This is a genomic window from Nocardia coubleae NBRC 108252, from assembly GCF_001612805.1.
Lineage (GTDB): Bacteria > Actinomycetota > Actinomycetes > Mycobacteriales > Mycobacteriaceae > Nocardia > Nocardia coubleae.
The window spans coordinates 287,932-308,299 of sequence record NZ_BDBD01000004.1; the positions used below are offsets into that span (position 1 = coordinate 287,932).

The window sequence follows — 20,368 nt, forward strand, 5'->3', positions numbered from 1 at the left end:
TCCGACCAGCGACACGAGGGCCGGGCGCCGCGTTCAGGGCAGGCCGAGTAATGCGGGCTCGCTCGCCCGTTCGGCCCAGATGCGCTTCGGTTCGTGCAGGAGTTTGCGCCCGGTCAGGTCGAGCATGCCGCTCAGGTACGACACGGTGGCGGCGAGTTCGCCGTCGTCGCGGCGCAGTTCGTGTTCGACCCGGTAGGTCTTGCCGGTCCCCCACTCCCAGCGGCAGTCGACCTCGACGGTGTCGCCGGCGCGCAGCTCGCGCAGGTAGCGCACGGCGAGTTCGAGATTCACCGGCCCGATGCCGTCGGCCAGCATGTCTGGTACCGACACACCGGCCGCACCTACGCACGCGAACCGTGCGTGGTCGGCGAACTGCTGATAGGCCGCACCCGTCACGTGTTGTTGCAGATCCAGATCGGAGACTCGCACCGGGATCCGAACCCGAAACGGCAGAGCATTTTCCGTCATGCGCGCCAGTGTGGCAGCGGGGTCCGACACGTTCCGTTCGTCAGCCCGCGCGGTCCATCCGCAGGAATTCGGTGATGCGCAGGACAGCGGGCGGCCGGGTGACATCCGTCGGCAGGATCCGGGCTGCTTCCTCGCGACCGATCACGCGCGGGGCGGTGAGATCCACTTCGGTGCCGTCGACGCGCAGGCGAGCGCCGCCCGCGGCGAGGACATTGCGGACCCAGTCCGACCGGGAGCCGTAGACCAGGACGAACAGGTATCCGCCCTCGATCGGATGGGCGTCGAGCGGGGTGCGGTGGGTGGCTCCGGAGACGCGACCGGTGTGGATGAGCACCGGCCATTTGCCGCTCGCGAGTGCTCGCGGGTTGAACACCCGCTTGTTCACCCGACCCCACCATCTCGGCATCGGCATCAGCGGCCTCCTTCACTCGTTCTTACACATGTAAGGCTGACTTACGGCTGTAAGATTGTCAATATGCCGACTCCCTCCACACGTCGACCGCTGAGCCGCGAACGGATACTGGAAGGCGCGATCCGGGTGGCCGACCGCGGCGGCGTCGAGGCGATCACCATGCGCCGGATCGCACAGGAACTCGGGGTGGAGGCGATGTCGCTGTATCACCACCTACCGAACAAGGACGCGGTTCTCGACGGGGTGGTCGACGCCGTCTTCGCCGCGATCGACCTACCGAGCGGGGACTTCGAGGATTGGCGAGCGGCGATCCGTTCGCGCGCGCATTCCGCCCGCGCGGTGCTTTCCCGGCACAGCTGGGCACTCGGACTCATGGATTCGCGGCGCGACCCGGGCCCGGCGACCCTGCGGCACCACGACGCCGTCCTCGGCATCCTGCGGCGAGCGGGCTTCTCGCTCCCGATGGCGGCCCACGCGATCTCGCTTCTCGACAGCTACGTCAACGGGTACGTGCTGCAGGAGGCGAACCTGCCGATCACCACCCCCGACGACCTGGAGGAGGTGGCGGGCGGCATCCTCGACCAGTTGCCGACCGCGGAACTGCCCTACCTCACCGAGATGATCGCCGACCACGCCCTGCAGCCCGGTTACGACCACACCGCCGAATTCGACTACGGCCTCGATCTGATCCTCGACGGCCTCGAATCACGTCGAGTCGCGCAGTAGGCCCAGCCTGCCTGCGGCACAGAGACATTCACACGCAGCGCAGTGCAGCCCGGTGGTACCCACGGATGCCATCCGTAGCAGCCGCTCAACTGCCCGCACTCAACTGGTCGACAGCGCCGCGGTGAATTCGGTGAGGGCGCGGTCGTCGAACAGCACGAACCGCACCTCGTCGACGGCCGTGTCGGCGGCGCGCACTGTTTCCACGGCAATGCGGGCGCCGTCGTCCATCGGCCAGCCGTAGATGCCGGTGGAGATCGCCGGGAACGCCACCGTGCGAGCGCCCAATTCGTCTGCTACCCGCAAGGATTCGCGGTAGCAGGAAGCCAGCAGGGCCGAGCGGTCCTCGGTCGCCGACCACACCGGGCCGACGGTGTGGATCACCCAGCGGGCGGGCAGCCGTCCGGCTGTCGTGGCCACCGCCTGCCCCGTCGGCAGGCCCTTGCCGTACCGGGAGGCACGCAGGTCGCGGCACGCTGACAGGATTTCGGGCCCACCCTTGCGGTGGATCGCGCCGTCGACTCCCCCACCGCCGAGCAGCGAGGAGTTCGCGGCGTTCACGACCGCGTCCACGTGCTGTTCGGTGATGTCTCCGCGTACCGCCTCGATCCGAGTCATACCGACATTGTGCTGGTCACGCGAATATCCCCGCTACCTCATCGGGGGCGGCGTACCGTCGAGGTCGACCTGTTGTCCGAGGCGTTCGAGCGAGGGAGAACCGCGTCATGCCGATGCCGACCGGCGAGATCGTACCGACCGAAAACGGGCGCGACCTGGTGATCACCCGGTCACTGGCCTTACCGATCGAACAGGTGTGGGGACGGTTGACCGATCCCGACCTGACCGCGGGCTGGTACGGCACCTGGGAAGGGGAACCCGGCGCCGGGAACATGATCCAGGTGCAGTTGCGGTTCGAGGACGGGCAGCCCTGGACCGAGATGCGCATCGACGACTGCACCCCGCCGGTGCGGCTGGCCGTGTCCTCGGCCGACCAGATCGGGCTGTGGCGCATGGAGGTGACCCTGCTCGACACCGGCACCGCCACCCAGGTGCGGCTGGTCCACCACCTCACCTCGGAGTACCAGCTCGCGGAGACCTCGCAGATCGGCCCGGGCTGGGAGTACTACGCGGACATGTTCGTCGCCGCCTGCACCAACACCGAACGACCGGACTTCGCCGACTACTACCCGGCGCTGGCCGACCACTACCGGGAGTAGAGACACGAACCGCCCCAGCCGAATTCACGGCCGGGGCGGTACACGGGGGAAGGTCTACTCGTCGTCGAGCTCGGCGGCGACCTCGTCGGAGATGTCGACGTTGGTGTACACGTTCTGCACGTCGTCGCTGTCTTCGAGGGCGTCGATCAGCTTGAGCACCTTGCGGGCACCCTCGGCGTCGACCGCCACCGACACCGACGCCTGGAAACCGGACTCGGCCGAGTCGTAGTCGATGCCCTTGTCCTGCAGCGCGGTTCGCACAGCGATCAGATCGCCGGGCTCGCTGATGATCTCGAAGGCGTCGCCGTGGTCGTTGACCTCTTCGGCGCCGGCATCGAGGACCGCGTCGAGGACGTCGTCCTCGGTGAGACCGTTCTTCTCGAGGGTCACCACACCCTTGCGGGCGAACAGGTAGGACACCGAACCCGGGTCGGCCATGTTGCCACCGTTGCGGGTCATCGCGACGCGCACCTCACCGGCGGCGCGGTTGCGGTTGTCGGTGAGGCACTCGATCAGCACGGCGACACCGTTGGGCCCGTAGCCCTCGTACATGATGGTCTGCCAGTCGGCGCCGCCGGCTTCCTCGCCACCGCCACGCTTGCGGGCGCGCTCGATGTTGTCGTTGGGAACCGACGACTTCTTGGCCTTCTGGATGGCGTCGTACAGCGTCGGGTTGCCCGCCGGGTCACTGCCACCCGTGCGAGCCGCCACCTCGATGTTCTTGATCAGCTTGGCGAAGAGTTTGCCGCGCTTGGCGTCGATTCCCGCCTTCTTGTGCTTGGTGGTGGCCCATTTGGAGTGGCCGCTCATGCCCTACTTCCTTCAGGTCGGTTGCGCGTCTGCCCGGGCGGACAAGCTCGAACCAGCCTACTCGTGCCCGCCACGCCGGTGGACGCGGAGGTTCACCCTGCCTTGCGCACGAGGTCGACGAACAGCTCGTGCACCCGAAGATCACCCGTGACCTCGGGATGGAACGAGGTCGCCACGACATTGCCCTGTCTGGCGGCCACGATCCGGCCCTGTGCCGGACCGTGCGGCACCCGCGCCAGCACCTCGACGCCGTCACCGACTCGCTCCACCCACGGCGCGCGGATGAACACCGCGCGCACGGGCGTGTCGAGGCCGCTGAAGTCGAGGTCGGTCTCGAACGAGTCGACCTGGCGGCCGAAAGCGTTGCGGCGCACCGTCATATCGATGCCGGACAGGTGCTGGGCGTCGGGCCGGGTGTCGAGCACCTCGGAGGCGAGCAGGATCATGCCGGCGCACGACCCGAACGCGGGCAGCCCGTCGCGCAGCCGCGCACGCAACGGTTCGAGCAGGTCGAAGGCCTGCAGCAGCTTGGAGATGGCGGTCGACTCGCCGCCGGGCAGCACCAGCCCGTCGACGGCGGCCAGCTCGGACTCGCGGCGCACCAGCACCGGTGCGGCGCCGCAGTGGCGCAGCGCGGCAACGTGTTCGCGCACGTCACCCTGGAGTGCGAGGACACCGATCGTCGGCGTGGATGTTGCGTTCACAGCCGCTGAGCTTACGAGCCCGGCCGGTGTGGGCGCGCTCACGCCTCACGCGGCGTGCGGATGAGGCCTTCCTGCACGACGGCGGCGACCAGGTTGCCCTCGCGATCCCAGATCCGGCCGCCGGTGAGGGCACGGCCGAAGCCCGCCGAGGGCGAGGACTGGTCGTAGAGCAGCCATTCGTCGGCGCGGAAGGGGCGCAGGAACCACATGGCGTGGTCGAGTGACGCGTCCTGGGTCGGCACGCCGGGGTGGGTCACCTTCGACGAGCCGAGCAGCGTCATATCGCTCATGTAGGCGAGGGTGCAGACGTGGAACATCGGGTCGTCGGGCAAAGGGTGCCGGTAGCGGAACCACACCTGCTGCGGGGAGACGGTGCCTTCCCGGCGGGCGACCTGGTCCTGCGGGACCGTGCGGATGTCCCAGTGCTCCCATTCGCGCATGGCCCACAACCGTTCCGGGCTCAGCGTGGTCTTGGCGTCGGGCAGGTTCTCCGGGCCCTCGATGACCGGCATCACGTCCTGGTGCTCCGGGCCGACGTCGCCGCGGTGGAAGGAGGCGGCCATGGTGAAGATCGCCTCGCCGTCCTGCACACCGGTGACCCGGCGGGTGCAGAACGAGCGCCCGTCGCGGATACGTTCCACCTGGTAGATGGTGGGAGCTTCCGGGTTGCCCGGGCGCAGGAAATAGCCGTGTAGCGAATGCACCTGATAGGCGGAGTCGACGGTGCGCACCGCCGAGACCAGCGCCCGGCCCGCGACCTGACCGCCGAAGGTCCGCGTCAGCTGGGATTCCGTGGCCGCCCCACGGAAGATGTCGCGTTCCAGCCGCTCGACCTCGAGCGCCTCTTCGATTGTCGCCATGCGGACGAGATTATCGCTAGGCGGACCGCACGGTTTGTCCGGCTCGGCGGCGCGCGGCGGGAATTTGCTGAAATGGGGTGGTGCCGTCGTTCACCCCCGTCTCCCCCACCACCCTGGCCCGCCTGGTCGCCGAGCGGGTATCCGAGCTGCCCGGTCGCCGGGTGGTTGCCGTCGACGCCGCCGATGCCGCCGAACCGGTCGCCTTCGCCCAGTTGGTCGCCGACACACTGAACGGGCAGGGCCGGTCGGCTGAGGTGGTGTCACTGCACGCCTTCGTCCGGCCCGCATCGCTGCGGATGGAGTACGGCCGAACCGACGAATGGTCCTATCGCACAGCATGGTTCGACTACGACGCGATACGCCGGGAGATTCTGGTTCCGCTGCGGACCGCAGGGCGCTGGTTGCCCGCGCTCTGGGACGAGGCGGGCGACCGGTCGGCGCGGGCGGGCATCCGGACAGCTCCGGCCGATCTGGTGCTGATCGTGGCGGGCCCGATGCTGCTCGGCCGCGGACTCGACGTCGACCTGTCCGTACGGCTCGAACTCAGCGAGCAGGCGGCACTGCGCCGCACCCCACCCGAGCACCAGTGGACCCTGCCCGCGCTGCGCGACCACGACGCCGAACATCCCGAGACCGCTACCTGGACGGTGCGCTGGGATCATCCGGACCGCGCCGCCCTGCGCACGGGCTGAAAACAGGCGAAAGCCCCGGCCGCACCGCGACCGGGGCTGCACGCGGCGCTATCAGGCGCAGGCGACCGACTGCTGGCCCAGGTTGGTGAGCATGGTGCAGGCCCACGACTTCTGGACCTTCCACTTGCCGTCCTCGGCGACGAACGGCACGTCGACCACATTGGTCTGGCCGTTGACCGTGAAGTTCGCCTTGGCGTTCACGCTGTCACCGAAGGAGGTCACCTCGGTGACCTGCACCTGGGCACCGGCGTCGCGGGCGGCGACGGCCAGGCGGTTCGGCAGCTCGGGATCGGCCTCGCCACCCTGCACGAAGTCCAGCTTCTGCTCGTTGGGCACCGAGGGGTCCAGCGCGGTGTTGAGCTGGGCGTTGAGCTCTTCCACCGTCGGCACGGGGGGCAGGTCCGCGGCAGCGGCCGTGGTCGTGGCCGGAGCACTGGTCGTGGACTTGGCGGCGGGCTTGTCGCCCTTGTCGTCACTGCACGCACTCATTCCCAATGCGGCGACCACGGCCAGGCCTGCGATCGCCACACGTCCGGTCCTACGAAGCTTCATCCACTCGTCCTTTGCGTCGGGTCAACGGTTTTCGCCCTGTGGGCGCCAACGGCACGGTACCGGCGCCACACGACGCGGGCCACGGTGCCTCGGCCAGGACGCTACCCAGCGTTTTTGAGGAAAGTCTGAGACGTGCCGGTACCGCGCTTGTGAAGGCCCCTTTCAGCGTAGGGCGAGCATCGCGTCGACGAGGCGGGCGTGGGTGTCGGCATCGGCGGCGGCGATGAGCCCGTGTGGGGCGGAATGTAGTGGTTGACCTGCAATTCCGGTGACGACGCAGCCCGCCGCGCGGCAGATTTCCACCGCGCTGGTGAAGTGGACGTTGTCGCGCAGATCGCCGCCGGTGACATAGGCGGCGCGTCTGCCCGCGGCGACCCAGACCAGGGCGAGCGAGGTGGACAGCACGCGCGGGTGGAAGTCGGCGGCGACGCTGTCGAGCAGGCGGGTGGGTCTGGACCAGGGCAGCGGGTTGTCGAGGTCGATGTCGATCAGGCGGCTGCCCGCGTCGGGGCGCAGGACGGTGTCGGAGCCGTCGTGGCGGCGGTACGCGTTCTCGCCCGAGGTCCAGAACACCTCGCCGGTGAACGGTGCGCCGACGGCCGCGGCCCGAACGGTGTCCCCGATGCGCAAGGCGACGTTCACCGCGACGAGCTGTGTGCCGACCGCGAAATTCCTTGTGCCGCAGAGCGGGTCGACGAACCAGGTGCGGTCGCTGCCCGGCGATCCCGTGGTGCCGGACTCCTCGGCGACGAACCGGTCGTGCGGACGGGCCGCGGTGAGGACCTCGAGGATCGCGCGTTCGGCGGCCAGGTCGGTCTGGGTGGCGAAGTCGTCGCCCTCTTTGGCGTAGCGGGTGACGGGTGCGTGGAACGACGACCGGATCACCTGTGACGCGAGTTCTGTTGCGTGGATTGCGATTTCGACATCGGAGTGGTGCACCGTTCTCAGGCTACGGAGTCCGGTGACGCCCGGGGCCGGATCAGCGCGCCAGGTACACCGCTAGCCCGAGTCCGAGCACGCCGACGGTCACCCGCAGCAGGTTCGGCGGGATCACCTTCACCACCGGCGGCCCGCACCACCCACCGACGAGCGCCCCCATCGCCAGCCCGAGCGCCGCGAACCAGTGCACCGGCCCGAACATCGCGAAGCCGAGAGCCGCGACCAGATTGGCGATGCCGAGCAGGAAGCTCTTGAGCACCGATGCGCTCCACACGGATTCGGAGGTGCACAGCAGCATCATCGACAGATAGATCACGCCCGCACCGGCCCCGAAGTACCCGCCGTACACCGAGATCAGCAGGATCCCCAACGGCACGATCCACGGCGCGCTGAGCTCCCCCACATGCTTGCGAACCACCGGCTGCACCAGCAACGCGATCGACGCCGCCGCGACCAGGAACGGCACCACCACCTCGAAGGTCCCCTCGGGCGCCACCAACAACGCCAGCGCACCGAGCAACCCACCCAGCGCCGACAAGCCCGCCCACCACACGAGCGTGCGCCCCCGCCCCGTGAGTTCGCGCCCCGAATTGGCGGTGGCCCCCACCCCCACGGCCACCATCGCCACGGTATTGGTCACATTCGCCGTCACCGGCGGCAACCCCACAGCCAGCAACGCCGGATAGGAAACGATCGACGCCATCCCGGTGACGAACCCGATCAACCCGGTGAAGAATCCCGCGACGACCAGCAAGAAGAAGTCGAGCACGGTCACAGACCGACTGTACGGTACGCCCATTCGGCAGCATCCCAGGGGCAAGGGGCGCCCCCTCCAGCCCGAGCCTGCGAGCAGGACCTCGAGGTGCGGGCGCGCGACCGTCCGCCGGATTCAGGCGTTCGTTGCTTCGGGTCGCCTTCCGACCGAATTCGTCAGAGACAGAATCGCTGTGGCCCAGGCCATGTCGAGCCCAGCTCTGATTCTGTCCGGCGACGGGATGCGGAGACCGACGGATTGCCGAGCAGGCGAACGAGATTCGCGCGTGCCAGGATTTCCTGGTGAAGACCACACTCTTCGGGCACCACGATCCCGTGCGGCAGGATCGGCTCGACTCGAACACCATTGCCCAACTGGACGATATCGCCGGATTCGCCGATGTCCTCGAGGCTCTCGACGCGGCGCGTGCCCGGCATCCCGGCGACCGTATCGTCTGCACTCTCGACGACCCGTATCAATGTGCCTACACAAGCGTGCACGCCACCCTCCAGCTCAGCGACGACGACTGGGATGAGGAGCCGGACGAAGAGGATCCCGTCGGGGTGCACCGGTACGACAACTCGACGACGGGCCGAATCGCCGCACTCCTCGACGACCCGGACCGGCGGGTCGAGTGGTCGTCCGTGCAGGGCACCTTGGCGACCTCGAGCCAGGACCTCGCCGCGCTGGCCACGATGAACCGCACGCCCGACGTGGCACTCGACCGTATCGTCCTGGTTCAACGGGCGCCGGTGCACCGCGACGACCTCGCGATCGCGGGCATCCCGAACGGGTATTTCGGCGAGGATTGGGACATCTTCGCCAATCACGCGGTCATCCGGCGGATGGCCGACCACGGGTACCGCCTGATCGGCATCGGGGCCAGACTGCTCGGGTTCGACCGCCCAACGGCACCGACCCCGCCGGAAGTCGCCGCGCTGATCGCGGATCTGACCGATCTCTACGGCTCACCGGAGGCGGCGTGTTGGTCGGAGCTGGCCGAGTCGCTCCCAACCCAGCGTCTCCTCATACTCGGCTATGCCGGGGATTTCGGGAACGTCCTGGGCTGACGCCACCGGCAGACAGAAGCGACTCGAGAATGGGTCTCGAAGAAAACGGTAGGCGGCGCGTGATGCGCCGCCCACCGGATTGTGCTGTCCCCGAACCGATTACCAGCCGCGCTCGGCGAGGCGGTGGGGCTGGGGGATTTCTTCGACGTTGATGCCGACCATGGCTTCGCCGAGGCCGCGGGAGACCTTGGCCAGGACGTCGGGGTCGTCGTAGAAGGTGGTGGCCTTGACGATGGCGGCGGCGCGCTGTTCGGGGTTGCCGGACTTGAAGATACCGGAGCCGACGAAGACGCCTTCGGCGCCGAGCTGCATCATCATGGCGGCGTCGGCGGGGGTGGCGATGCCGCCCGCGGTGAACATGACGACGGGCAGCTTGCCGGTCTGGGCGACCTCGCGGACCAGCTCGTAGGGGGCCTGGAGTTCCTTGGCGGCGACGAAGAGCTCGTCTTCGGACAGGGACGTGAGGCGGCGGATCTCGGCGCGGATGGTGCGCATGTGGGTGGTGGCGTTGGAGACGTCACCGGTGCCCGCCTCGCCCTTGGAGCGGATCATGGCCGCGCCCTCGGTGATGCGGCGCAGGGCCTCACCGAGGTTGGTGGCGCCACAGACGAAGGGGACGGTGAAGTTCCACTTGTCGATGTGGTTGGCGTAGTCGGCGGGGGTGAGGACCTCGGACTCGTCGATGTAGTCCACGCCGAGGCTCTGCAGAATCTGCGCCTCGACGAAGTGGCCGATGCGGGCCTTGGCCATCACGGGGATGGAGACCGCGGAGATGATGCCGTCGATCATGTCCGGGTCGCTCATCCGGGACACGCCACCCTGGGCGCGGATGTCGGCGGGCACCCGCTCGAGCGCCATGACCGCGACGGCGCCCGCGTCCTCGGCGATCTTGGCCTGCTCCGGGGTGACCACGTCCATGATCACACCGCCCTTGAGCATCTCGGCCATGCCGCGCTTCACGCGGGCGGTGCCGACGGTTGATGTGGTCTCGGGCGTAGTCACGGCATTCTCCTGGGTCATGTGCACCTAACGGGCAGACTGTGTGGTCTCCTGCGATTCTAGGTGGCCGCCGAATCAGGGTTCATAGCCAGTCGGAGCCCACTGGACTGGTCGCGACCTGGGCCGATACCGCCGACCGCCGCATCTGGACCGGCTGCGGACCGCGCGGCGTGAGGCGACACACACGGCCCGGATCAGCGAATGGACCGGACCACCGGTTCGGTGTCGTCGCCGGCGGCGCCGATCGCCTCGGCGAGCAACTCGTCGAGGTGGTACGGGTACACGGCCTCGCCGGTGGCGTCGAGGGCGCGGATGTCGGCGGGCGTGCACCACCGGTGGTCGGTGATGGTGCGCCGTTCCAGCGCGGTGAGGTCGGCGGGCCGCCAGGCGAAATTGGGGGCCCGCAGGACGAAGAACAGCTCTTCGGAGCGGATGAGTTCACCGTTGAACGGGAACACCGCGACCCGCCGCCACAGCGGACCACGCAACGCGGCCGGGTCGATCCGCTGCCCGGTCTCCTCGTACACCTCGCGGACCGCCGTTTCGCGCAGGGTCTCCCCCGGTTCCACGCCGCCGCCGACGGTGAACCAGAACGCCACCTCGGGAACCATCGGGTCGTGCCCGCGCAGCAGCAGCACCCGGTCCTGTTCGTCGAGCAGCACCACACGCGCCGAGGTACGGGTGGTGTGCACCTCGAGCCCGGTGGACGCGGCCGGTGTCGCGCGCTCGGTGATCTCGAAATAGGTCGGCAGCGGCGCGGTACCGCCGAGGTGCAACCAGCGCACCGGCCGACGGGTGCGCAGGGCGAGGGTGTCGCGCACGGCGTCGTTGTGGAACCGGCGCGCGATGAGCACCCTGGCCTCGGCGTCGGCCAGTTCGGCGACGAGCTGGGGTCGCAGCTGACCGATGTCGACCGTCGACAGCGCGGCCGAGAGCTGGTTCTCGATGGTCTCGCGATCGCCCCGATCGGCGCGTTCGGCCCAGTCGGCCAGGGCGGCGAGCTGTCCGGCCCGCTCGGATCGCAGCGGATCGGTACTCGCCGGGCCCGCGATGGCCATGGCGACCGCGCGCGCGACCACCGCGCGCCGGGCCAGTGCCGCGTCGAGGGCCTGCCAGGACCGGTCCGAGCGCACGTGCAGTCGGTCGAGCCGGTTGGCGGTGGACGCCGCCCACACACCGAGCGCGAGCACAAACAGGGCGATCAGGCCGAGAACGAGGATCGCGGTCGCGGAGAAGGTGATCATCCGGCGGCCCGCACCCCGTTGTCGCCGACGGTGACGGTCTCGTACACGCGCAGGATCTGTTCGGCCACCACCGGCCAGTCGTAGGCGGCGACCACCTGGGTGGCGGTGCGCACCAACCGGTCGCGGGTGTCGTCGTCGGTGAGCAGGGTGTCGATGGCCTCGGCCAGCGCGTCCGCGTCACCCACGGGGGTGAGCAGACCGGCGCTGCCGTCGCGCAGTACGCGGCGGAAGGCGTCGAGTTCGCTGGCCACGACCGGCGTGCCCGCCGCCATGGCCTCGATGAGGATGATGCCGAAGCTCTCCCCGCCCAGGTTCGGCGCCACGTACACGTCGGCGCTGCGCAGCGCGGCGGCCTTCTCCGCGTCGGAGACCTGACCGAGGAAACGCAGGTGCCCGGCGTGGGGGCCCGCCTCGCGGCGCAACCTGTCCTCGTCGCCGCGCCCGACGATCAGGATCTCCACGTCGGGATGGCGTTCGACGAGCGCGGGCAAGGCGGCGAGCAGCACGTCCATACCCTTGCGCGGTTCGTCGTAGCGGCCGAGGAACAGCACCGTCCTGCCCGCGCGCGGGTAGCCGTCGAGCAGTGGGCCGCGCGCGAACGCCGACACATCGACCCCGTTGGGGATCTCCACCGCATCCGACCCGAGCGCCTCCACCTGCCAGCGCCTGGCCAGCTCCGACACCGCGATCCGCCCGCTGATCTTCTCGTGGTACGGGCGGAGCACACCCTGAAAAGTGCTGAGCACCAACGACTTCGTGGTCGAGGTGTGGAAGGTCGCCACGATGGGGCCCTCGGCGATCTTGAGCGCCAGCATCGACAGGCTCGGCGCGTTGGGTTCGTGGATGTGCAGCACGTCGAAGTCGTTGCTGTCGATCCAGCGGCGGATGCGCGTGTAGGCCATCGGCCCGAACGACAGTCGCGCCACCGACCCGTTGTAGGGAATGGCGACGGCACGACCGGCCGAGACGACGAAGTCGGGCAACGGCGTGTCGTCGGACGCGGGCGCGAGCACGCTCACCCGGTGCCCACGCTCGATGAACACCCGCGCCAGCTCGACCACGTGCGCCTGCACGCCGCCGGGCACGTCGAAGGAGTACGGGCAGACCATGCCGATCTTCACCGCACGTCACCTGCCTTGGCCGCGGCGATCCGGGCCAGTCGTTCCGGCGACAGATCGGCTTCCCACAGGGGCTGGAGCATGTGCCAGTCGGCCGGGTGGCGGGCGATGTTCGCCGCGAATTCGTCGGCGAGCAGCTGGGTCGTGGCGGCCACGCCACCCGAGACGTCCAGCGGCGCACCGGCTTTCAAGCCCCAGCCTTCGGTGCCGTCGGCCTCGGTGGTGAACCAGGCGTGCACCGGCATCAGCGCGGCGCCGGTCTCGATGGCGAGTTTGGCCGCACCCGCGGGCATCCAGGTGCGTTCACCGAAGAAGTTCACCGGCACACCGCGGCCGGTGAGGTCACGTTCACCCATCAGGCACACGATCCGGTTCTGCCGCAACCGTTCAGTCAGCGGCACGAACGGTGGCTGTTCTCCGCCGGTCAGCGGGAACACCTCGAAGCCGAGGCTCTCGCGGTAGGCCACGAACCGTTCGAACAGCGATTCGGGCTTCAGCCGTTCGGCGACGGTGGTGAAGGTGTCGTAGTGCTGGACCAGCCACACCCCGGCCATGTCCCAGTTGCCGGAATGCGGCAGGACGAAGATGACGCCGCGCCCGGCTTCGAGGCCGGCGTCGACGTTTTCCAGGCCGTGGACGTAGTAGTCGATGGTGCTGTGGTCCATGCTCGGCAGCCGGAACGCCTCACGCCAGTACCGGGCATAGGAACGCATGCTCGCCCGCATCAGGTCGTCGGGAACCTCGGCCGGTGCTACACCGAGCACCCGGGCCAGGTTGCGGCGCAGCTGCCGCGGTCCGCCGTCCTTGGTCGCACGGTCGGCGCCGAAGTCGAAAGCCTTGCGCGCCAACGATTCCGGTGCCGAACGGACCAGCCGCCACCCCGCCGCGTAGCCCCAGTCGCTGAGCCGTTCGCTGATGGTCACGACGCCGTCTCCCCTGCCTGTTGTTGCGGCGCGGGCGGGATCACCGTGCGCGCGCCCGGCGAGTTGCGCACCGCAAGGACCCGCTGGAACACGGTGACGGTGCTGAGCACCGCCAGCACCCACATGGCCACGTACACCGCCCAGGTAAGCCAGCCGATGCCCCAGTGCCCGCCGATTCCGGTGAGCCCGGCGCCGACGAGCACGATCACCAGCCGGTCGGGCCGTTCGATGATCCCGCCGTCGGCCGACAGACCGCTGGCCTCGGCCCGCGCCTTGGCGTACGAGATCACCTGCGAGGTGACGAGCACGATCAGCGTGGCGACGAACAGCTGCTTGCTGTGCTCGTGGTAGACCGCCCACCAGGCCAGGCCGGCGAAGATCGCGCCGTCGGCCACCCGGTCACAGGTGGCGTCGAGGACCGCGCCGTACTTCGTGCCGCCGCCGCGGGCGCGCGCCATCGCACCGTCGAGCATGTCGAACATGACGAACAGCCAGATGACCATCGTCCCCCAGAACAGGTGACCGCTGGGAAACAGCGTCACCGCCGCGACGATCGTCGCGGCGGTGCCGATGAGGGTCATCGTGTCGGGGGTGAGCCCGGTCTTGACGAGCGCTTTGCCCAGCGGCGCAGTCGCTTTGGCAAACGTCTGCCGCCCGAAGAAGCTGAGCACGGTGTCCTATTCCTCCTGCGCCATGCGGGGCACCCGCACCCGATCGGCTGCGATGTGCGCGGCTCCGCGATGATCACACATCTACGCCTCCCATGCCTCCGCCAGCAATTGCCGCGTCTCACGCAACAACTGAGGCATCACCTTCACCCCGCCGACCACGGTGATGAAGTTCGCATCCCCGCCCCAGCGCGGAACGATGTGCTGGTGCAGGTGGTCGGCGAGCGAACCACCGGCCACCCCGCCCAGGTTGAGGCCCACGTTGAATCCGGCGGGCCGGGAGACCCGTTTCATCACGCGGATGGCCTGCTGGGTGAACGACATCAGTTCCGCGCTCTCGGCGGGCGTGAGATCTTCCAGGTCGGCTACCCGGCGGTACGGCACCACCATCATGTGCCCTGGGTTGTACGGGTACAAGTTGAGCACGGCGTACACCTGCTCACCGCGGGCGATGATGAGCCCGTCCTCGTCCGACATCTTGGGGATGTCGGTGAACGGGTGCCCGGTGGCGTCCTTGGGCTTCACCTCGCCGGTGATGTAGGACATCCGGTAGGGCGTCCAGATCCGCTGCAACCGGTCGGGCCTGCCCGCCCCGGCGTCGACGATGGAGCCCGCCGACGCCTCGGCCTGCTCGCTCATGAGCTCGCCTTGACGATCTCGAAGCCCTCCGCGGTCGGCGAGGCGTTCTCCCGGTTGCCGACCCAGGCCACGATGGTGGCCACCGCGTCGTCGACGGGCACGCCGTTGACCTGGGTGCCGTCGCGGAACCGGAAGCTCACCGCGCCGGACTCCACGTCACGGGCACCGGCCAGCAGCATGAACGGCACCTTCTGCGCGGTCTGGTTGAAGATCTTCTTCTGCATGCGGTCGTCGCTGCGGTCCACCTGGGCGCGCACACCGGCGTCGGCCAGCTGCTCGATCACCGAATCCAAGTGGGGCACAAAGTTTTCCGCCACCGGGATGCCGACGACCTGCACCGGGGAGAGCCACGCGGGGAACGCACCGGCGTAGTGCTCGGTGAGCACACCGAAGAACCGCTCGATGGAACCGAAGAGGGCACGGTGGATCATCACCGGGCGCTGCTTGGTGCCGTCGGAGGCGGTGTATTCGAGGTTGAAGCGTTCGGGCAGGTTGAAGTCGAGCTGGATGGTCGACATCTGCCAGGTACGGCCAAGCGCGTCCTTGGCCTGCACCGAGATCTTCGGGCCGTAGAACGCGGCGCCGCCCGGATCGGGGACCAGCTCGAGACCCGAGGCCGACGCCACCTTCGACAGGGTTTCGGTGGCCTCTTCCCACAGCTCGTCGGAGCCGACGAACTTCTTCGGGTCCTTGGTCGACAGCTCCAGGTAGAAGTCGTCGAGACCGTAGTCCTTGAGCAGCGACAGCACGAAGTTCAAGGTGGTGGTCAGTTCGCCGTGCATCTGCTCTTTGGTGCAGTAGATGTGGGCGTCGTCCTGGGTCATGCCACGCACGCGGGTCAGGCCGTGGATCACGCCGGACTTCTCGTAGCGGTACACCGACCCGAACTCGAACATGCGCAGCGGCAGTTCACGGTAGGAACGGCCACGCGCCCGGAAGATCAGATTGTGCATCGGGCAGTTCATCGGCTTGACGTAGTAGTCCTGGCCGGGCTTGCGCACGGTGCCGTCGTCGTCGAGTTCGGCGTCCAGGTGCATGGCCGGGAACATGCCGTCGCGGTACCAGTCCAGGTGGCCGGAGGTCTCGAACAGCGCGCCCTTGGTGATGTGCGGGGTGTTGACGAACTCGTAGCCCGCGTCGATGTGGCGCTGGCGCGAGTACTCCTCCATCTCCTTGCGGATGATGCCGCCCTTGGGGTGGAACACCGGCAGGCCCGAGCCGAGCTCGTCGGGGAAGGAGAACAGGTCGAGTTCGAGGCCCAGCTTGCGGTGGTCGCGGCGCTCGGCCTCGGCCAGCAGGTGCAGGTATTCGTCCATCGCCTCGGTCGATTCCCAGGCGGTGCCGTAGATGCGCTGCAGGTCTTCGCGGTCCTGGTCACCACGCCAGTACGCGGCCGAGGAACGGGTGAGCTTGAAGGCGGGGATGAACTTGGTGGTGGGGATGTGCGGGCCGCGGCACAGGTCACCCCACAGCTTCTCACCGGTGCGCGGGTCGAGGTTGTCGTAGATGGTCAGCTCGTTGCCGCCGACCTCCATGATCTCCGGGTCGTCGATGCCGGACTTGTCGCTGATGAGTTCGAGCTTGAACGGCTCACCGGCCAGTTCGACGCGCGCGTCCTCCACCTCGACCACACGGCGCGAAAAGCGTTGCGCGCCTTTGATGATCTTCTTCATCCGCGATTCCAGCTTGGCCAGATCCTCGGGGGTGAACGGCCGCTCGACGCGGAAGTCGTAGTAGAAGCCGTCCTTGATCGGCGGACCGATGCCCAGTTTTGCCTCGGGGAACTCCTGCTGCACCGCCTGGGCGAGCACATGCGCGGCCGAGTGCCGGATCACGCTGCGCCCGTCCTCGGTGTTCGCGGCGACGGGCTCGACCTCGGCGTCTTCCTCGGGAACCCAGGACAGGTCCTTGAGGGCGCCCTCGGCATCGCGCACGACGACGACGGTGTCGGGGCCCTTGGTCGGCAGACCCGCTTCCCGCACCGCCGCGCCCGCGGTAGTCCCGGCCGGCACGGTGACGAGCGCGACTGGGCTGATCGGTGCAGAGGTGGTCACGGGAATGCTCTCCTTGACGTCGCGTTCTGTGGGGCGGACCCCACAGCGGTGCGGGCCATCCCCGCACCGCGCCCAACTCTACTGGGGGTGGGATGGATCCCGGGGATCAGGCTTGCGACAGCAAGGCCGTGCGCTCGGCGGGTGGGCGTTTGGGGCAACTGGTGCACATGGTGCAGGTGGGGACCTCGTAGACCAGGCAGCACGAGATCCGCTTGACGAACGTGCGGTCGGCGAGGGTGACGAAGCGTGGGGCGGGTAGCCGGGAACCGACCTCGGCGGCGAGCTGTTCGCCCACTGCCCGGGCGCCCGCGTCGAGGGCCCGGTTGCCGATGGCGTCGGTGACGATCGCCCACAGGGCGGGCACCGCCGCCCCGGAAACCGCCGCTACCTGCGGGATCACGACTGCCAGCGTCTCGCGCAAAGCGGCACCGACAGCGGTGTCGCCGGGGGACGGCCGTCGCACGGCTTCGCAGGCGGCACCCGACGCGGCGGGAGCGAAGGCGCGGAACCGCACTCGCTCGACTCCTCCGTCCGGGCGGATCTCGCACTCGAGTTCGTCGAGGTCGGCCAGCGGGGCCGGATAGCCCTTCGCGTAGGCGGAGGTGATGGGCTCGACCAGCGCCGAGGCGACCATGCACCACCACAGGGCGCCGCCGACGCGCCGGGTCTCGGTGCCCCACGAGCGGCTCATCTCGGTGATCCTGGCCGATATCCAGGCGGGATCGGTGAGCGCGCGGCCGGGGGCCGTGCTCACGACATCAGGGGACTGCGCAACCATGGCCAATCGACTCCGATCCACCCGCCGACCATCGAATATGTGCCGAGCAGCCACAACGTCACGACGACGAGGGCGAAGGTGGCGACCGCGCCGAGTGTCTTGATCACCCAGCCGCGTGAGGTGTACCAGTCCATGACGATCCGGTACTTGCCACGCACCCAGGTGAGGGTGTGGTGTGCCCACATGAACTCGGTGGCCAGGATGCCGAAGCCCGCGAACACGAGCGCCCAGCCAGGTCCCGGGTACGGGATCGTGATGATCCCGACGATCAGCACCAACCCACCGATCACGCCGACGGCGACGCGGTAGCCGGCGTTCAGGATAGGGCGGGCGGCAATGCCTTCCCGGAAGGCGCGCCCGCGATCCTTGATCGCGTCCCACCGTCCGGGCGAGCCGGAGGCGGTGGCCACGGTGTCGGATTCGGCGCGGTCGGCGGTCGGCTCGCTGGTCATTGTCTCAGCCTAACGAGCCGACCGCCGGCCGGTCACAGTCCGACGCCGAGGTCACCGTCGATGGTCCGGACGCCGTCGGCGGTCACCTCGAGCACCCGGGCACCGGCGATGTCGAAGAACAGCCCCGACACGACCAGCCCGCGCTCCTCGACGGCACGCCGCACCGCGGGATGACGACGCAGCGTTTCGACCTGTACGGCCACGTTCACCATGCTGAGCTGGTCGACCTCGTCGAAGCCCGCCGCCCTGGCCGCCCGGACCACCGGATGACCCGCGCGGAACCGCTCCAGGCTGGCTTCGGCGTGCGCGAGCCAGGAACTGAGCCCGCCCTCGGCGTCGGCGCCGGTGTAGACCGCCTTCATCGCCCCGCAGGCGGAGTGCCCGCACACCACCACCGAGCGCACCGCGAGTTCGTCCAGCGCGAACGCCAGTGCCGCCTCGACGGAGTGGTCGCCGGTAATCGGCACCAGATTGCCCACGTTGCGCACGGTGAACAGGTCGCCGGGACCGCTGGAGGTGATCACGTTGGGCACGATCCGTGAATCGGCGCAGGTGAGGAAGAACGAGTCGGGGTCCTGCCGGTCACGCAGCCCGTCCAGGTGCGGCCGCACCACGTGGGCGTGGCTGCGATGGAAGGCCGACACACCGGCCCGCAGCGCGTCGCCACCGGAGGCGCGGTGGCGCCACGGTCCGAGGAACTCGTCCCACACCTGCCGCCCGAAGCCGCGGGCGGGCGGCGCCGCGTCGGCACCGGCCATCCGCGCACTGCCGATCTCCACGAAATCGACACGGCCGCCGGAACTTTCCAGCTGACGCTGCCAGTCCTCGATGGCCTCGAAGGCGGCGTGGTCGAGGAAGTCGACGGTCATCTCCACCGTCACCTCGGCACCGGCGGGCACCTTGGCCAGTTCGGAGGACAGCTTGGGCAGTGCGAGGAAGGTGCACGATCCGTCGATGCGGACCAGCCAGCGCGCCCCCACCGGCACCGCGCTCACCTGCACCCGCACCACTCGCCACAGCAGCAGCGCGAAGGCGAGCCCGAGCCCGAGCAGCACGCCCTCCAGCAGGTTCAGGAATACGACGCCGAGCACCGTGACGAGGTAGATCAGCAGGTCACCGGTACGTTTGGCGGACCGGATGTGAGCGATCTTCACCAGCTGGATGCCGATCACGATGAGCAGACCGGCCAGCGCGGCCATCGGGATCTGCTCGACCAGCCCGACCAGTGCCACGGAGAACACCAGCACCCAGACACCGTGCATGATCGCCGAGGCTCGCGAGCGCGCGCCCGCGGCCACATTGGCCGAACTGCGCACGATCACACCGGTGATCGGCAGGCCGCCGACCAGGCCCGAGAGCACGTTCGCCGAGCCCTGGCCGACGAGTTCACGGTCGAAATCGGTGCGCGGACCGGTGTGCATCTTGTCGACGGCGACCGCCGAGAGCAGGCTTTCCACGCTGGCGATGAGCGCGATGGTGAGCACCATCATGGCCACGCCCGCCCAGTTACCCGAGGGCAGCTGCGGCAGTTGCAGGGCGTCGAAGATCGAGCCGTCGAGGACGATGCGGTCGATGTCGGTGAACAGGAACGAGATCAGTGTGCCGACGACCACCGCGACGAGCGGGCCGGGCACCGCGCGCAGGGCCGGTGGGACGTACTTCCAGCCGAGCATCACCGCGATCACCACGGCGCCGACGAGGGCGCCGCCGCCGTGCACGGACAGCAGCTGACCGGGCAGTTCGACGAGATTGCGCCATGCGCTGCTGTGCGAGGAACCACCGAGCAGCACGTGGATCTGCTGCAGCGCGATGGTGATTCCGATACCCGCGAGCATCGCGTGTACCACGACGGGTGCCACGGCGAGGGCGGCGCGCGCGATCCGGCTCAGCCCGAACAGGATCTGCAGCACACCGGCGGCGGCGACGATGAAACAGGTTGTCCGCCAGCCGAACTGGGTAATAGATTCGGCAACGACAACGGTGAGTCCGGCGGCGGGACCACTGACCTGCAGGACCGAACCGCCGAGCGAACCGGCGACGATACCGCCGATCACGGCGGCAACGAGTCCGGCGGCGACCGGCGCGCCGGAGGCGACCGCGATGCCGAGCGACAACGGCAACGCGACCAGGAAGACGACAATGGAGGCGGGCAGATCGTGACGCACTATGTTCTGCAACCGCGGTGGGCGGGACGGGTTTTCGGGTAGCGGCGCGACCTCGGGCTCGGGCGGAGCGAGATCTTGATCTACGGACATGTCTCTCCTTCGCGCAGGGAACCCCGGTGCGACGGCG

The 20,368-nt window shown here is 68.9% G+C and carries 23 protein-coding genes; 4 read left to right on the forward strand and 19 right to left on the reverse strand.

The genetic code is table 11. From position 1 onward, the window contains the following. Window positions 1-33: 33 nt before the first annotated feature. The gene (locus NCO8_RS03120; protein WP_067636167.1) at window positions 34-468 is read right to left on the reverse strand and encodes an acyl-CoA thioesterase; all 435 of its coding nucleotides are present in this window, start codon (window positions 466-468) and stop codon (window positions 34-36) included. Window positions 469-508: 40 nt separating this feature from the next. Further along, window positions 509-880: a nitroreductase family deazaflavin-dependent oxidoreductase gene (locus NCO8_RS03125; RefSeq protein ID WP_067636169.1), complete on the reverse strand. Its 372-nt coding sequence runs from the start codon at window positions 878-880 to the stop codon at window positions 509-511. A 63-nt stretch (window positions 881-943) separates the two neighbouring features. On the opposite strand from NCO8_RS03125, the gene NCO8_RS03130 reads away from it, so the two are divergent. Then, the gene (locus NCO8_RS03130) at window positions 944-1,606 is read left to right on the forward strand and encodes a TetR/AcrR family transcriptional regulator (RefSeq protein WP_067636171.1); all 663 of its coding nucleotides are present in this window, start codon (window positions 944-946) and stop codon (window positions 1,604-1,606) included. Between the two features lie 99 nt (window positions 1,607-1,705). Here NCO8_RS03130 and NCO8_RS03135 read toward each other — a convergent pair whose 3' ends face one another. After that, window positions 1,706-2,221: an O-acetyl-ADP-ribose deacetylase gene (locus NCO8_RS03135; RefSeq protein WP_067636173.1), complete on the reverse strand. Its 516-nt coding sequence runs from the start codon at window positions 2,219-2,221 to the stop codon at window positions 1,706-1,708. A 107-nt stretch (window positions 2,222-2,328) separates the two neighbouring features. On the opposite strand from NCO8_RS03135, the gene NCO8_RS03140 reads away from it, so the two are divergent. Then, a complete protein-coding gene (locus NCO8_RS03140) occupies window positions 2,329-2,820 on the forward strand; it encodes an SRPBCC domain-containing protein (protein ID WP_067492943.1) in 492 nt (163 codons plus the stop codon). Between the two features lie 54 nt (window positions 2,821-2,874). On the opposite strand, the gene NCO8_RS03145 is transcribed toward NCO8_RS03140, so the two are convergent. The 3 genes from NCO8_RS03145 to NCO8_RS03155 form a co-directional block, all read right to left on the reverse strand. Next, a complete protein-coding gene (locus tag NCO8_RS03145) occupies window positions 2,875-3,630 on the reverse strand; it encodes a YebC/PmpR family DNA-binding transcriptional regulator (protein ID WP_067492941.1) in 756 nt (251 codons plus the stop codon). A gap of 92 nt (window positions 3,631-3,722) precedes the next feature. Further along, entirely contained in the window at window positions 3,723-4,334 is a 612-nt protein-coding gene (gene pdxT / locus NCO8_RS03150) for a pyridoxal 5'-phosphate synthase glutaminase subunit PdxT (RefSeq protein WP_067492939.1), read from the reverse strand. A 38-nt stretch (window positions 4,335-4,372) separates the two neighbouring features. Then, window positions 4,373-5,194, reverse strand: a complete 822-nt coding sequence (locus NCO8_RS03155) for an acyl-CoA thioesterase (RefSeq protein WP_067636175.1) — start codon at window positions 5,192-5,194, stop codon at window positions 4,373-4,375. An 80-nt stretch (window positions 5,195-5,274) separates the two neighbouring features. Here NCO8_RS03155 and NCO8_RS03160 point away from each other — a divergent pair, with 80 nt between their 5' ends. Then, window positions 5,275-5,886 (forward strand): nucleoside/nucleotide kinase family protein, encoded by a 612-nt coding sequence (locus NCO8_RS03160; protein WP_067636644.1) that lies wholly within the window; start codon window positions 5,275-5,277, stop codon window positions 5,884-5,886. 51 nt (window positions 5,887-5,937) lie between these two features. On the opposite strand, the gene NCO8_RS03165 is transcribed toward NCO8_RS03160, so the two are convergent. From NCO8_RS03165 to NCO8_RS03175, 3 genes are all read right to left on the reverse strand, one after another. Beyond that, window positions 5,938-6,438, reverse strand: coding sequence for a WKL family lipoprotein (locus NCO8_RS03165; protein ID WP_067636177.1), 501 nt, complete (start codon window positions 6,436-6,438; stop codon window positions 5,938-5,940). 162 nt (window positions 6,439-6,600) lie between these two features. Then, window positions 6,601-7,377: an inositol monophosphatase family protein gene (locus NCO8_RS03170; protein WP_067636179.1), complete on the reverse strand. Its 777-nt coding sequence runs from the start codon at window positions 7,375-7,377 to the stop codon at window positions 6,601-6,603. A gap of 40 nt (window positions 7,378-7,417) precedes the next feature. Beyond that, on the reverse strand, window positions 7,418-8,152 hold the full coding sequence (locus NCO8_RS03175; protein WP_067492931.1) for a sulfite exporter TauE/SafE family protein: 735 nt from the start codon (window positions 8,150-8,152) through the stop codon (window positions 7,418-7,420). Window positions 8,153-8,433: 281 nt separating this feature from the next. On the opposite strand from NCO8_RS03175, the gene NCO8_RS03180 reads away from it, so the two are divergent. Continuing rightward, the gene (locus NCO8_RS03180; RefSeq protein WP_067636181.1) at window positions 8,434-9,201 is read left to right on the forward strand and encodes a hypothetical protein; all 768 of its coding nucleotides are present in this window, start codon (window positions 8,434-8,436) and stop codon (window positions 9,199-9,201) included. Between the two features lie 99 nt (window positions 9,202-9,300). On the opposite strand, the gene pdxS is transcribed toward NCO8_RS03180, so the two are convergent. From pdxS to NCO8_RS03230, 10 genes are all read right to left on the reverse strand, one after another. Beyond that, on the reverse strand, window positions 9,301-10,221 hold the full coding sequence (gene pdxS, locus NCO8_RS03185) for a pyridoxal 5'-phosphate synthase lyase subunit PdxS (protein ID WP_174550208.1): 921 nt from the start codon (window positions 10,219-10,221) through the stop codon (window positions 9,301-9,303). 173 nt (window positions 10,222-10,394) lie between these two features. Then, window positions 10,395-11,441, reverse strand: a complete 1,047-nt coding sequence (locus tag NCO8_RS03190; protein WP_067636647.1) for an NUDIX hydrolase — start codon at window positions 11,439-11,441, stop codon at window positions 10,395-10,397. Beyond that, entirely contained in the window at window positions 11,441-12,565 is a 1,125-nt protein-coding gene (locus NCO8_RS03195) for a glycosyltransferase family 4 protein (RefSeq protein WP_067636183.1), read from the reverse strand. The genes NCO8_RS03190 and NCO8_RS03195 overlap by 1 nt, the downstream gene beginning before the upstream one ends. Next, entirely contained in the window at window positions 12,562-13,485 is a 924-nt protein-coding gene (locus tag NCO8_RS03200; RefSeq protein ID WP_067636185.1) for a phosphatidylinositol mannoside acyltransferase, read from the reverse strand. The genes NCO8_RS03195 and NCO8_RS03200 overlap by 4 nt, the downstream gene beginning before the upstream one ends. Then, a complete protein-coding gene (gene pgsA / locus NCO8_RS03205; RefSeq protein WP_067636187.1) occupies window positions 13,482-14,156 on the reverse strand; it encodes a phosphatidylinositol phosphate synthase in 675 nt (224 codons plus the stop codon). Before pgsA ends, NCO8_RS03200 begins: the two co-directional genes overlap by 4 nt. 81 nt (window positions 14,157-14,237) lie before the next feature. After that, the gene (locus NCO8_RS03210) at window positions 14,238-14,792 is read right to left on the reverse strand and encodes an ATP adenylyltransferase (RefSeq protein ID WP_067636189.1); all 555 of its coding nucleotides are present in this window, start codon (window positions 14,790-14,792) and stop codon (window positions 14,238-14,240) included. After that, window positions 14,789-16,846, reverse strand: a complete 2,058-nt coding sequence (gene thrS / locus NCO8_RS03215) for a threonine--tRNA ligase (RefSeq protein ID WP_067636191.1) — start codon at window positions 16,844-16,846, stop codon at window positions 14,789-14,791. Before thrS ends, NCO8_RS03210 begins: the two co-directional genes overlap by 4 nt. Window positions 16,847-16,952: 106 nt before the next feature. After that, complete coding sequence (locus NCO8_RS03220; protein ID WP_067636193.1) at window positions 16,953-17,600, reverse strand: (2Fe-2S)-binding protein; 648 nt, start codon at window positions 17,598-17,600, stop codon at window positions 16,953-16,955. Beyond that, window positions 17,597-18,076, reverse strand: a complete 480-nt coding sequence (locus NCO8_RS03225; protein WP_084456439.1) for a TIGR02611 family protein — start codon at window positions 18,074-18,076, stop codon at window positions 17,597-17,599. The genes NCO8_RS03220 and NCO8_RS03225 overlap by 4 nt, the downstream gene beginning before the upstream one ends. Before the next feature lie 32 nt (window positions 18,077-18,108). Continuing rightward, window positions 18,109-20,331: a SulP family inorganic anion transporter gene (locus tag NCO8_RS03230; RefSeq protein WP_067636195.1), complete on the reverse strand. Its 2,223-nt coding sequence runs from the start codon at window positions 20,329-20,331 to the stop codon at window positions 18,109-18,111. Between the last annotated feature and the right edge of the window lie 37 nt (window positions 20,332-20,368).

What these genes read in the sequence shown, in the direction of transcription:
- NCO8_RS03230 (WP_067636195.1), bottom strand. Translation starts at nt 20,331, where the DNA reads ATGTCCGTAGATCAAGATCTCGCTCCGCCCGAGCCCGAGGTCGCGCCG.
- NCO8_RS03155 (WP_067636175.1), bottom strand. Translation starts at nt 5,194, where the DNA reads ATGGCGACAATCGAAGAGGCGCTCGAGGTCGAGCGGCTGGAACGCGAC.
- NCO8_RS03210 (WP_067636189.1), bottom strand. Translation starts at nt 14,792, where the DNA reads ATGAGCGAGCAGGCCGAGGCGTCGGCGGGCTCCATCGTCGACGCCGGG.
- NCO8_RS03145 (WP_067492941.1), bottom strand. Translation starts at nt 3,630, where the DNA reads ATGAGCGGCCACTCCAAATGGGCCACCACCAAGCACAAGAAGGCGGGA.
- NCO8_RS03140 (WP_067492943.1), top strand. Translation starts at nt 2,329, where the DNA reads ATGCCGATGCCGACCGGCGAGATCGTACCGACCGAAAACGGGCGCGAC.
- NCO8_RS03120 (WP_067636167.1), bottom strand. Translation starts at nt 468, where the DNA reads ATGACGGAAAATGCTCTGCCGTTTCGGGTTCGGATCCCGGTGCGAGTC.
- NCO8_RS03165 (WP_067636177.1), bottom strand. Translation starts at nt 6,438, where the DNA reads ATGAAGCTTCGTAGGACCGGACGTGTGGCGATCGCAGGCCTGGCCGTG.
- pdxS (WP_174550208.1), bottom strand. Translation starts at nt 10,221, where the DNA reads ATGACCCAGGAGAATGCCGTGACTACGCCCGAGACCACATCAACCGTC.
- NCO8_RS03125 (WP_067636169.1), bottom strand. Translation starts at nt 880, where the DNA reads ATGCCGATGCCGAGATGGTGGGGTCGGGTGAACAAGCGGGTGTTCAAC.
- NCO8_RS03130 (WP_067636171.1), top strand. Translation starts at nt 944, where the DNA reads ATGCCGACTCCCTCCACACGTCGACCGCTGAGCCGCGAACGGATACTG.
- NCO8_RS03135 (WP_067636173.1), bottom strand. Translation starts at nt 2,221, where the DNA reads ATGACTCGGATCGAGGCGGTACGCGGAGACATCACCGAACAGCACGTG.
- NCO8_RS03225 (WP_084456439.1), bottom strand. Translation starts at nt 18,076, where the DNA reads ATGACCAGCGAGCCGACCGCCGACCGCGCCGAATCCGACACCGTGGCC.